12 protein-coding genes and 1 tRNA gene are annotated in these 12,065 nt (G+C 60.8%); 4 read left to right on the top strand and 9 right to left on the bottom strand.

What is annotated here, in order from left to right:
• Positions 1-43: 43 nt before the first annotated feature.
• From secF to queA, 5 genes are read right to left on the bottom strand one after another with little or no spacing between them, the layout of a single operon-like run.
• Entirely contained in the window at positions 44-955 is a 912-nt protein-coding gene (gene secF, locus VG99_RS04945; protein ID WP_044498596.1) for a protein translocase subunit SecF, read from the bottom strand.
• A gap of 10 nt (positions 956-965) precedes the next feature.
• On the bottom strand, positions 966-2,846 hold the full coding sequence (gene secD, locus VG99_RS04950) for a protein translocase subunit SecD (RefSeq protein WP_044498597.1): 1,881 nt from the start codon (positions 2,844-2,846) through the stop codon (positions 966-968).
• A 57-nt stretch (positions 2,847-2,903) separates the two neighbouring features.
• Positions 2,904-3,239: a preprotein translocase subunit YajC gene (gene yajC, locus VG99_RS04955; RefSeq protein WP_044498598.1), complete on the bottom strand. Its 336-nt coding sequence runs from the start codon at positions 3,237-3,239 to the stop codon at positions 2,904-2,906.
• Between the two features lie 59 nt (positions 3,240-3,298).
• The gene (tgt, locus tag VG99_RS04960) at positions 3,299-4,417 is read right to left on the bottom strand and encodes a tRNA guanosine(34) transglycosylase Tgt (protein WP_044498599.1); all 1,119 of its coding nucleotides are present in this window, start codon (positions 4,415-4,417) and stop codon (positions 3,299-3,301) included.
• Between the two features lie 5 nt (positions 4,418-4,422).
• Positions 4,423-5,472, bottom strand: a complete 1,050-nt coding sequence (gene queA / locus VG99_RS04965; RefSeq protein ID WP_044498600.1) for a tRNA preQ1(34) S-adenosylmethionine ribosyltransferase-isomerase QueA — start codon at positions 5,470-5,472, stop codon at positions 4,423-4,425.
• Between the two features lie 118 nt (positions 5,473-5,590).
• Between queA and VG99_RS04970 the strand changes: the two genes are divergently transcribed.
• A tRNA-Leu gene (locus VG99_RS04970) sits at positions 5,591-5,677 on the top strand.
• 141 nt (positions 5,678-5,818) lie between these two features.
• Here VG99_RS04970 and VG99_RS04975 read toward each other — a convergent pair.
• Complete coding sequence (locus VG99_RS04975; RefSeq protein ID WP_052508702.1) at positions 5,819-6,337, bottom strand: hypothetical protein; 519 nt, start codon at positions 6,335-6,337, stop codon at positions 5,819-5,821.
• Between the two features lie 165 nt (positions 6,338-6,502).
• Here VG99_RS04975 and VG99_RS04980 point away from each other — a divergent pair, with 165 nt between their 5' ends.
• The gene (locus tag VG99_RS04980) at positions 6,503-7,051 is read left to right on the top strand and encodes a hypothetical protein (RefSeq protein ID WP_044498601.1); all 549 of its coding nucleotides are present in this window, start codon (positions 6,503-6,505) and stop codon (positions 7,049-7,051) included.
• 75 nt (positions 7,052-7,126) lie between these two features.
• Here VG99_RS04980 and trxB read toward each other — a convergent pair whose 3' ends face one another.
• Positions 7,127-8,074, bottom strand: a complete 948-nt coding sequence (gene trxB, locus VG99_RS04985; RefSeq protein WP_044501450.1) for a thioredoxin-disulfide reductase — start codon at positions 8,072-8,074, stop codon at positions 7,127-7,129.
• Positions 8,075-8,213: 139 nt separating this feature from the next.
• Between trxB and cysZ the strand changes: the two genes are divergently transcribed.
• Positions 8,214-8,951 carry a sulfate transporter CysZ gene (cysZ, locus tag VG99_RS04990; protein ID WP_044498602.1) on the top strand — a complete coding sequence of 246 codons (738 nt, stop codon included), beginning with the start codon at positions 8,214-8,216 and terminating at the stop codon, positions 8,949-8,951.
• A 59-nt stretch (positions 8,952-9,010) separates the two neighbouring features.
• Complete coding sequence (locus VG99_RS04995; RefSeq protein ID WP_044498603.1) at positions 9,011-10,216, top strand: glycosyltransferase family 4 protein; 1,206 nt, start codon at positions 9,011-9,013, stop codon at positions 10,214-10,216.
• 11 nt (positions 10,217-10,227) lie between these two features.
• On the opposite strand, the gene VG99_RS05000 is transcribed toward VG99_RS04995, so the two are convergent.
• Both VG99_RS05000 and VG99_RS05005 read right to left on the bottom strand, forming a co-directional pair.
• Positions 10,228-11,337, bottom strand: a complete 1,110-nt coding sequence (locus VG99_RS05000; RefSeq protein ID WP_044498604.1) for an NADH:flavin oxidoreductase — start codon at positions 11,335-11,337, stop codon at positions 10,228-10,230.
• A gap of 180 nt (positions 11,338-11,517) precedes the next feature.
• On the bottom strand, positions 11,518-12,003 hold the full coding sequence (locus VG99_RS05005) for an FKBP-type peptidyl-prolyl cis-trans isomerase (protein ID WP_044498605.1): 486 nt from the start codon (positions 12,001-12,003) through the stop codon (positions 11,518-11,520).
• Positions 12,004-12,065: the final 62 nt, after the last annotated feature.

Below are 12,065 nucleotides of genomic sequence, written 5' to 3' on the forward strand. Positions count from 1 at the left end.
TTTTGCTGCCGCTTACTGCTTGGCGCAGGAAGCTGACCAGCCCTCAGGGCCGGTCGTCCACCTCTTCCAGTTGCGTCGGGATCAGGTCTTCGCGGGTCAGCCGGAGGTTGATCAGCAGACCGTTGGACACGTAGATGGAGGAGTAGGTACCCACCCCGATGCCGACGATCAATGCCAGGGCAAAGCCGCGCATGCTCTCGCCACCGAACCAATAGAGCGACACCAGTACCAGCAGCGTACTGATCGAGGTAGCCAAGGTCCGCGCGAGGGTCTGGGTGGTGGATACGTTGATCACGTGCTCCACATCGGAGTTACGCATCAATCGCAGATTCTCACGCACCCGGTCGAAGACCACGATGGTGTCGTTCAACGAATAACCGATGACTGCCAGTACCGCCGCCAGTACGGTGAGATCGAAGGTCAAACCGAGCAGGGAGAAGAAGCCCAGCACGAAGATCACGTCATGCAGCAGGGCAGCCACCGCGGCCACGGCAAACTTGAGCTGGAAGCGCAGGCCGACGTAGACCAGGATGCCGGCAATCGCCAGCAACATGCCCAAGCCGCCCTGATCACGCAGCTCCTCGCCCACCTGCGGACCGATAAACTCGACGCGCTTGACCACAACATCGGCTCCGCCCTGCTGTGTCACCACCCGGGCAATTTCACTACCCAGCTCTGGATCATCGCTGGACAACCGGATGATCACATCGGTGCTGGCGCCGAAGTTCTGCACGATGGCATCGTCCCAGCCGCCAGCCCGCAGCGTGGCGCGCACCGCATCCAGATCAGCAGGCTCGCTGTAGTTCAGCTCCACCAGCGCACCGCCGGTGAAATCCAGGCCGAAGTTCAGCTGCTTGACCGCCAGCGAAGCGATGGAACCGATCATCACAATCAGTGCAAGCACATAGAACGGCTTGCGCAACCGCATGAAATTGATGGTTTTGATATTGATCATGATCTGTTCCTCACAGCCATAGCTTCCAGGACTTCTTGAGGTCGCGCCCGCCGATGCTCAGGTTGACCAGTGCACGGGTGACCATGATGGCGCTGAACATGGAGGTGACAATACCCAGCGAGAGAGTGACCGCAAAGCCCTTGATCGGCCCGGTACCCATGGCGAACAGGATCACGCCCACCAACAAGGTGGTGAGGTTACCGTCGAGGATCGCCGAGAACGCCTTGTCGAAACCCTCATGCACAGCGCGCTGAATGGACGCCCCATTGGCCACCTCTTCCCGAATCCGCGAGAAGATCAGCACGTTGGCGTCCACTGCCATACCCAGGGTCAGCACGATACCGGCAATCCCCGGCAGGGTCAGGGTCGCCCCCAGCAGTGACATCAGCGCCAGCAGCAGCACCAGGTTGAAGCTCAGGGCGATACTCGCCAGCACGCCGAAACCCCGATAGATCACTATCATGAACAGCACGACCAGCAGGAAGCCGATCTGGGTCGCAGTGATACCGTTGGCGATGTTCTCGGCGCCCAGGCTCGGCCCGATGGTGCGTTCCTCGGCGAAGTACATGGGCGCGGCCAGGCCACCGGCACGCAGCAGCAGGGCCAGTTCGGAGGCTTCCGCTGGCGAACCGAGGCCCGTGATACGGAACTGGTTGCCCAGGGTGCTCTGGATGGTTGCCAGGCTGATGATGGACTTGTCTTCGACAAAGGTCGGCACCGACACGTCCTGCATCACCCCATCGACTTCCTGGCGGACCACGCGCGGCACTTCACGCTGCTCGATAAACAGCACTGCCATGCCCCGGCCCACGTTGTTGCGGGTGGCCCGGGTCATCAGCTCGCCGCCGTGCCCATCCAGGCGGATGTTGACCTGCGGGTTGCCGTTCTCGTCGAAGTTGGACTGGGCATCGGTAACCTGGTCACCGGTGAGGATGATACTGCGCTCGATGTCAGCCGGCGGGCGACCCATGCCATCGCGAAACTCGAAGGTCTCGACCGTGGCCCGCGGCGCATTGGGCTCCGCGGCGAGGCGGAATTCGAGGTTGGCGGTCTTGCCGAGAATACGCTTGGCTTCGGCCGTATCCTGTACGCCCGGTAGCTCAACCACGATGCGGTTGGCACCCTGGCGCTGCACCAGCGGCTCGGCTACACCCAGCTCATTGACCCGATTGCGGACGGTGGTCAGGTTCTGGCGCACCGAGTATTCGCGGATTTCCGTCAGCTTGGCGTCGGTCAGGGCCAGACGCAGGACGTCCATGTTGTCGCGGCGCGTGGTGCTGATCTGGAATTCGTTGTACTTGCCGGCGACCGCCCGCTGCGCAGCGCTCAGCTGATCCTCGTCGGTGAAGCCGAACTGCAATACGGTGCCCTGCGCGGGCAGGCTGCGATAGCGGACTCGTTCGTTGCGAAACAGGGTCCGCAGCTCGCTGTCGTACACATTGACCCGCGCTTCAATGGCCTTTTCCATGTCCACTTCCAACAGGAAGTGCACACCACCGGCCAGGTCGAGACCGAGCTTCATGGGGCCGGCGCCGATGTTCAGCAGCCAGTCCGGCGTCGTCGCTGCCAGATTCTGTGCCACGACGAAATCATGGCCCAGGGTACGGCGAACGATGTCCTGTGCCGGCAACTGATCCGACATATTGACCAGACGCACCAGGCCGGAACTGGCATTGCTGCCGAGCTCGATGCCCTTGGTCTCGATACCGGCCTCGTTCAGGGCCTGCTCGATGCGCTGCAGGTCGCCCTGCTGGATGGTCTGGGTAGAACTGACCCCGGAGATCTGGATGGCCGGATCATCGGGGTAGAGATTGGGAGTTGCGTAAATCAGGCCGAGCGCGAGCACCGCCACGATCAGCAGATATTTCCACAGGGGATAACGATTGAGCATGTGAGAGCCCGATAACGATCCGGGCGCAGAAAGCGCCCGGATGCATGTCTGGAAAAATTAGATGGCTTTCAGCGTGCCTTTGGGCAGTGCGGCTACCACAGCGCCCTTCTGGAACTTGAGTTCCTGGCCTTCGCTCACTTCCAGCACGATGAACTCGTCGGTGACTTTCTTCACCTTACCGAGGATACCGCCGCCGGTTACCACTTCGTCACCCACGCTCAGGCCGCCGATCAGGTTCTTGTGGTCCTTGGCGCGCTTGGCCTGGGGCCGCCAGATCATCAGGTAGAAGATGACCACGAAACCGACCAGGAAAATCATGCTCATCGGGTCAAAGCCCGCCGGAGCAGCGCCAGGTGCAGTTTGGGCCATGGCCTCGGAGATGAAAAAACTCATGTAGAACTCCTGTTTTATAGTGTCGCAAGAAAAGAATAATGGGGCTTCCTGACCGCTATTCAGGCCTCCAGAGGAGGTACCGGTTGGCCGAGACGTGCGTAGAAGTTATCCACAAAGGCGGTCAATGTACCTTGTTGAATCGCACCGCGCAAACCATGCATTACACGCTGATAATGCCGCAGGTTATGGATGGTATTGAGCATGCTGCCAAGCATCTCGCCGCACTTGTCCAGATGGTGCAGATAGGAGCGGGTGAAATGCTGGCAGGTGTAGCAATCACAGCCGGGATCCAGCGGGGAATCGTCATGGCGATGCACCGCGTTGCGGATTTTCACCACGCCGGTATCGGTGAACAGGTGTCCATTGCGGGCGTTGCGTGTCGGCATCACGCAGTCGAACATATCGACACCCCGACGCACCCCTTCCACCAGGTCCTCCGGCTTGCCCACGCCCATCAGGTAACGGGGCTTTTCCGGCGGCATCAGTGGCGGCAGGTAATCGAGGATACGGATCATGTCTTCCTTGGGCTCACCTACCGACAGCCCACCGATTGCCAGACCGTCGAAGCCGATCTCGCACAGCCCCTCCAACGAGCGCGCGCGCAGGTCCTCGTGCATACCCCCCTGCACAATGCCGAACAGCGCCGAAGGATTGCCCTCATGGGCAACCTTGGAACGCTTGGCCCAGCGCAGCGACAGCTCCATGGAGCGGCGCGCGGTATCCAGATCCGCCGGATAGGGGGTGCACTCATCGAAGATCATCACGATATCGGAGCCCAGATCGCGCTGGACCTGCATCGACTCCTCCGGCCCCATGAACACCTTGGCGCCGTCTACCGGGGAGGAGAAATACACGCCCTCCTCCTTGATCTTGCGCATCGCCCCCAGGCTGAACACCTGGAAGCCGCCGGAATCGGTCAGGATCGGTCCCTGCCACTGCATGAAGTCATGCAGGTCGCCGTGCTTGCGGATGACCTCGGTCCCCGGGCGCAACCACAGGTGGAAGGTATTGCCGAGAATGATCTGCGCGCCGATATCCTTTACGTCGCGCGGCAGCATGCCCTTCACGGTGCCGTAGGTACCCACCGGCATAAACGCTGGGGTTTCCACCACGCCACGGGGGAAGGTCAGGCGGCCACGGCGGGCCTTGCCATCGGTGGCGGAAATTTCAAACTGCATATGACTCATTGCACGTCCTCGGGCCCGCAGGCAGCCGGATTGCGGGTGATGAACATGGCATCACCGTAACTGAAAAAGCGATAATCGTGATCCACCGCAGCCTGGTAGGCCGCCATGGTTTCCGGGTAACCGGCGAAGGCCGACACCAGCATCAACAAGGTCGACTCAGGCAGGTGGAAGTTGGTCACCAGGGCGTCGACCACATGGAAGGGCCGCCCGGGGTAGATGAAGATGTCAGTGTCGCCGCTGAAGGCCTTGAGCTGGCCGTCACGCGCGGCGGTTTCCAGCGAGCGCACACTGGTGGTGCCTACCGCAATCACGCGCCCGCCCCGGGCCTTGCAGGCATGAACGGCGTCGACCACATCCTGCCCCACTTCCAGCCATTCGCTGTGCATGTGGTGGTCTTCGATACGCTCGACCCGCACCGGCTGGAAAGTACCTGCGCCCACGTGCAGGGTGACCTGGGCGGTGGCGACGCCTTTGGCGGCAATCGCCTGCAGCAGTTCTTGATCGAAGTGCAGGCCAGCGGTGGGCGCTGCCACCGCACCCGCGCGCTGGGCATACACCGTCTGGTAGCGCTCGCGGTCGGCGCTTTCGTCGGGCCGATCGATGTAGGGCGGCAAGGGCATGTGCCCGACCCGATCCAGTAGCGGCAGGACCGGCTCATCGAATTCCAGCTCGAACAGGGCATCGTGCCGGGCGACCATGGTGGCAGTGCTATCCCCTTCTAAGAGGATGCGGCTGCCCGGCTTGGGCGACTTGCTCGACCGCACATGGGCCAGCACCCGCCGGTTGTCCAGCACCCGCTCCACCAGGATCTCCAGCTGCCCGCCGGTTTCCTTGCGCCCGAACAGCCGGGCCGGAATCACCCGGGTATTGTTGAACACCATCAGATCGCCCGGACGCAGATACTCCAGCAGATCGGCGAACTGCCGGTGCGCCAGCTCGCCGCTCGGCCCATCCAGGCACAGCAGCCGGCTGGCACGCCGTTCGGCCAATGGATGCCGGGCGATCAGCCGGTCAGGCAGCTCGAATTGAAAATCGCTGACGCGCATGGGGAATTTCCAGCGGTAAGAAAGGGGCGCATATAGTAGCGGACTTCTGCCTTTTCGACCACGCAAAGCATTGACCTGAACGCTCAAGGCTCCGTATACTCCGCGCGGCTTGCAAAAAGCCTCGGTGGCGGAATTGGTAGACGCGGCGGATTCAAAATCCGCTTCTGGTGACAGAGTGGGAGTTCGATTCTCCCCCGAGGCACCATTCGATGCGAATGGTGAAAGAATAGAGTGGCAAGCATGACAAACCGGCCCTGAGCCGGTTTTTTTGTATTTGTAATTTACGCCGCCTTGGGAGCGATGACCGTTATCGAGGTCATCGCAAAACCACCCGTGGCGACATAGATCAGTTGATTCTGATTAGCTGCTGCTTCTGGACATCCGTCAGGGTGTTGATGGACACCACCTCGCCCAATTCAACGACTTCCTCCCCGTCAGCCTCGGGAGTAACGACAAGTGGGGTCATATGTGCCGCACTGGACTCGGGCAACTTGTACATCGCTCCGGTAGCAGGGTCGATGATCAACAAACCAATAATTCCACCAAACAGGATATTAGCGACATACCAACCATCTACGCTCGGTGAGATGATATTGGTCTGACCCTCATAGCCCTCCTTGGAAAAGGCCACCGTATAATTTGCGCCGCTGAAATAGCCGTCACCTGCCTTGAGAGTAACAGTACCGGGGGTAACACCTTGATGTACTACCACTCCGCTTTCATTGCGTACAGAAAATGTTGCTCCCACAGGCTGTGAACTAAAGGATACAGGGTAGTGACTGTCGCTGATGATACTTGCGCAACCGCTTAAGATCACAGTAGCAGCCAAGGCACAAGCCGCACGAGTGGTTTGCATAATACGCATAAGAATCCTTTCTAATAATGAGGTGCCGTTTTGGCGGCGTGATACTACCTGGACGCCAGCTGTTTGTCATTGCAATATGACATCACAATGATACGATCTAGCCATGCCGTTGAACGGAGTACAGCCAGGGCGGCGTATCCATACTATTCAGAAAAGGACTTTCTCATGCGTAAAATTCTGGCTTTCTCTGTCGTTGCCACCTGCGTCGTGATTACTGGTTGCGCGAGCCCCGCGCAGGTCAGCAACATGAAGGCAACCACCTTTCATGAACAGCGAACCGAACCCAATGCGCTGCAGGCAAACCTGTATGTGAGTGAGATCACCGGCGGGAAGGGAACTAATCCATTGTGGACGTCGCAAGTCAGCAACAGCGACTTTCGGCAGGCGCTTGAAGCATCACTCGCTTCGGCGGGTATGCTGGCCAGCGGCAGTGAGGGTCAATACCTACTCAGAGCCCATCTTGATGGGTTGCGTCAGCCACTCTTCGGCGCATCGATGACCGTCTCATCGAAAATCCATTATGTGATTCTCGACAGACAGACCAATAAGACAGTATTCGAAAGAACGATTGATCTGCCATATACCGCCGCCTTTTCCGATGCATTTGCTGGTGTGACTCGGCTGCGGTTGGCCAATGAGGGGGCAATTCGGGTAAACATCCAGGCGCTGATCAAGGATCTGATCGAACTAGACATTGCTCAGGTCGCACTCTGATCCAAGCTAATGAGCTAACTATGCTAGCTCGGATATCCAGCCGCTACCGCCCTTGTAGACGGCAGCGGCTGTGATTTACTGCTGATCCAGAAACCGCTCCGCATCCAACGCCGCCATGCAGCCCGCGCCGGCGGACGTGATCGCCTGACGATAGACGTGGTCGGCCACATCTCCGGCAGCGAACACGCCGGGAATGTTGGTGGCGGTGGCGTTGCCTTCGGTGCCGCTGTTGATCTTCAGGTAGCCGTCCTTCATGTTCAACTGACCTTCGAACAGGCCGGTGTTGGGCGTATGGCCGATGGCGATGAAGACGCCGGCCAGGGCGATGTCTTCCTGGTGGCCATCGTTGTGTGCCAGGCGCATGCCGGTAACGCCGCTGTCATCACCCAGCACTTCGTCGAGGTTGGCGTTGAGCTTGAGCTCGATCTTGCCTTCGGCGACCTTGGCCATCAGCTTGTCGACCAGGATCTTCTCCGCGCGGAAGGTATCGCGGCGATGCACCAAGGTGACTTTCCTGGCGATGTTGGCCAGATACAGTGCTTCCTCGACGGCGGTATTGCCGCCGCCGACCACGGCCACGTCCTGGTTGCGATAGAAGAAGCCGTCACAGGTAGCGCAGGCGGAGACGCCCTTGCCCATGAAGGCTTCCTCCGAAGGCAGGCCCAGGTAGCGAGCGGAGGCGCCAGTGGCGATGATCAGGGCATCGCAGGTGTATTGGCCCTGGTCCCCAGTCAGCACGAAGGGACGCTCTTGGAGCTCGACCTGATTGATGTGGTCGAAGACGATTTCGGTCTCGAAACGCTCGGCGTGCTTACGCATGCGCTCCATCAGATCCGGGCCCTGCAGCCCTTCGACATCGCCCGGCCAGTTGTCCACCTCGGTGGTGGTGGTAAGCTGACCACCCATCTGCATGCCCGTGATCAGCAACGGCTTGAGGTTGGCCCGCGCCGCGTAGACGGCGGCACTGTAACCAGCCGGGCCCGAGCCCAGAATGATCAGACGGGAGTGGCGTGCTTCAGACATTGATTCCTCCAGATCACCGCGCAGCGGCATGATTGAATTTCATGGCTTGCATGTTAAGGCACTGGGCAGAGGATGAATACTGCTGTCACTATATCAGCCGCATAGCGTGCCCCTATTTGAAGATAACCAAGGACTATTGATGACTCAGGCAATTGCCCCACTACGCGGGCCGGAATACCTGCGCGAAGGCTGGCAGCGCATACGCCAGCCCGGCCTGCGGCGCTTTCTGGTGATTCCCCTGATATTGAACCTGACGTTGTTCGTGGCGCTGATTGGCTGGGGCGCCCGGCAATTCAATTACTGGATGGACCGGCTGATGCCGCACCTGCCGGAGTGGGCCGCCTTCGTCGAATGGTTGCTGTGGCCACTGTTCGCGCTGGTGGTGTTGCTGGTGCTGTTCTTCGGTTTCAGCATCCTCGCCAACCTGATCGCTTCGCCCTTCTACGGCTTTCTCGCCGAGAAGGTGGCCGAACAGGAGCGCGGGCTGGTCAGCCCGCCGACCGGCTGGCGGGAGATTCTCATGGTGGTGCCCCGCAGCCTGGGCCGAGAATTTCGCAAGATCGCCTATTACCTGCCGCGGCTGATCGGCCTGCTGTTGTTGACGTTGATCCCAGTGGTGAACCTGGCCGCCTCGCCCCTGCTGCTGGCCTTCGGGGTGTGGATGATGGCGGTGCAATATATCGATTACCAGGCGGACAACGACCAAGTGGATTTCCGCGACCTGCTGCGCTGGATGCGCGGGCGCCGGGCACTGTCCCTGGGTTTCGGGTTGCCGGTCTATATCGGCATGCTGATCCCGCTGGTGAATCTGCTGGTGATGCCTTCGGCGGTTGCCGGCTCCACGCTGCTGTGGGTCCGGGAGGGCCCTGGCCGCTGACATGAATCGGTCACCGGATCGTCACACTGTGATCACCGAGGGCGACCATACTGATCGCCATGACCACTCTCTCGCTTGCGCATTCGCAGTACGCACTGGTTACCGAAACCTGGAAGCCGCAGATCAATGGCGTGGCCAATACCCTTGGCCGCCTGCATGAGGGGCTGCTGCGTAACCACCATCGTGTCCAGCTGATACGCCCCGCCCAACCCGGCGAGACCGCCGGGTTTACGGATGACGGTTCGGCGCAGGAGCTACGGGTGCCGGGTGCTCCCCTGCCCGGCTATCCCGGGTTGCAATTCGGCTGGCCAGCCACGCGCCAGCTCAAGGCGTACTGGCAACGCCAGCGGCCGGATGCGGTGTACCTGGCCACCGAGGGGCCGCTTGGCTGGTCGGCAATGCGCGCCGCGCGGCAACTGGGCATCCCGGTGGTAAGTGGTTTTCATACCAGCTTCCAGCACTACAGCGAGTATTACGGCCTGGGCTTACTGCAGCGTCCCGCTGTGGCCTGGCTGCGCTGGTTTCACAACCAGTCGCTGCTGACCCTGACCGCCAGCAGCACGCAACAACGGGAACTGGCGCGCCTGGGGATCAACAACCTGATGTTACTGGGCCGCGGCGTGGATTGTGATCTCTTCCATCCGAGCCGCCGCGATCCAGCGCTGCGCGCCCGCTGGGGCGCAGGCAAGGATGACCTGGTCATGTTGCATGTCGGCCGGCTGGCCGCCGAGAAGAACCTGCCCCTGCTTGAGCGTAGCTGGCAGGCGCTGCAGGCGATGTCTAACAGCACTGTGCGGCTGCGGCTGGTGGTGGTGGGTGATGGGCCGCTGCGCGCCTCGCTGCAACGGAGCATGCCCGGCGCGATCTTCACCGGCGCCCTGACCGGCGTCGACCTGGCCCGGGTCTATGCCAGTGCAGATATCTTCATCTTTCCGAGCCTGACCGAGACCTTCGGCAATGTGGTGACCGAGGCCATGGCGTCGGGCCTGGCGGTGAATGCATTTGACCTGGCAGCGGCGCACCAGCACATCCGCGACCGCTACAGCGGTGGCCTGGCGCCGGTGGCCAATGAGGAGGCGTTTCTGGATAACCTGCGCTGGCTGGTCAGCAACACCGAGGGGTTGCGTAGCGCCCGGCTGCATGCCCGGCACCGCGCCTGCCAACTGGGCTGGCCGATGATAGTGGAACGCTTTGAGGGCTACCTCAACCGCGCGAGCCTGTCGAACGCCCGGACCATGACGGCCAGCCCCGGCATCCGGGGCTAGCCGCTGCAGTGTTACACCAGCTGCTTGAGCGCTTCGCGGCTGTAGGGCAGCACTTCGTCAAAACGTCCTTCGCGCAGCTTGGCCGGCCAGGCCGGATCGACAATCAGCACCCGACCCAGCGCAACAAGGTCGAACTCGCCGTTGTCCAGACGCTGCAACAGGTCGTCGATATTGGCAGTCTGGGCAACCTTGTCGGTCTTGACCATGTATTCCAGGAACTCGCTGTCCAACCCGACGCTGCCAACGGTAATGCAGGGCTTGCCGGTGATCTGACGGGTCCAGCCGGCCAGGTTCAGTGGCGAGCCGTCGAACTCGGGCTCCCAGTAACGGCGCTGCGAACAGTGGAAGATATCCACGCCAGCTTCGCTCAGCGGGGTGAGGAACTGCTCGAGCAGCTCCGGCGTCGGCGCCAGGCGGGCGGTATAGTCCTGCTGCTTCCATTGGGAGAAACGGAAGATGATCGGGAAGTCCGGGCCCACCGCTTCGCGCACCGCGCGGATGATTTCCACGGCGAAGCGACCCCGATTATCCATGTTGCCGCCGTACTCGTCGTCACGCTGGTTGGTCCCTTCCCAGAAGAACTGGTCGATCAGGTAACCGTGGGCGCCATGCAGCTCCACCGCGTCGCAGCCGATGGCCTTGGCGTCCTTGGCCGCCTGGGCAAAGGCGTTGACCACATCCTGGATGTCGTCCTTGGTCATGCCGTGGACGATGACCTTGTCGTCCTTGCGCTTTTCCATCGGGCCGTAGCCCGGCACGGTGCCGTCAGGCTCAGTGCCCAGGCGGCGCACGTTGCCCACGTGCCACAGTTGCGGGGCAAATTTGCCACCCGCGGCGTGCACAGCATCGACCACCTTGCGCCAGCCCGCCAGGGCATCCTCGCCATGGAACTGGGGCACATTCGGATAGCCATTCGCCGCACAGTGATTAACCGTGGTGCCCTCGGTGATGATCAGGCCAACGCCCTCGGCAGCGCGGCGCCGGTAGTATTCGACGACCTGCTCGGTGGGGACACCATTGGGGGAGAAGTTGCGCGTCATGGGCGCCATGACCAGGCGACTGGGAAGACTCAGCGAACCCAGCACGACGGGCTGGAACAGGGAACCGGCATTGGTCGGCATCTTTGACTCCTGGGAAAGCAATTTTGGATGGCCACTATAAAGGCAAGGTACCCGTTGGGGAGTTCAATTGATGAGATTGATGGCGCGATAGAAGCCGTTACCATCAGCCACCGGTAAACTCGGGACATGAAAAAGCCGGCGCACAGGCCGGCTTTCGGGCAACGCTGAAACCGGATGGCCTCAGTGGTGCACACCACCTTCGCCATGGATGTGACCATGGGCCAGCTCGTCTTCGGTCGCGTCACGGATGTCCGCTACCTTGACGTCGAAGGTCAAGCGTTGGCCGGCCAGCGGGTGGTTGCCATCGACAGTCACTTCATCGCCATCCAGCGCGGTGATGGTGACAATCTGCATACCGCCATCCGGCGCGGAGGCATGGAACTGCATGCCCACTTCCAGCTCATCCACGCCTTCGAACATGTTGCGACCCAGTACCGCAACCAGCTCGGCACTGTATTCGCCGTAGGCGTTTTCCGGCTCGACGGTCACTTTCAGTTCATCGCCGACCTGCTTACCAGCCAACGCCTGCTCCAGACCCGGGATGATGTTACCGGCCCCGTGCAGATAAACCAGCGGTTCGCCGCCAGCGGAGGTATCCAGCGTTTCGCCGGCATCGTTGGTCAGTGTATATTCAATCGATACGGCTTTGTTGGCAGCAATCTGCATAAATAAATCCTGTGTTTTCGCTCTCAGAAGTGCCCAGTTTACGCACAAATGGCCGGAAACGC

The organism is Pseudomonas saudimassiliensis (assembly GCF_000939975.1).
Classification (GTDB): domain Bacteria; phylum Pseudomonadota; class Gammaproteobacteria; order Pseudomonadales; family Pseudomonadaceae; genus Halopseudomonas; species Halopseudomonas saudimassiliensis.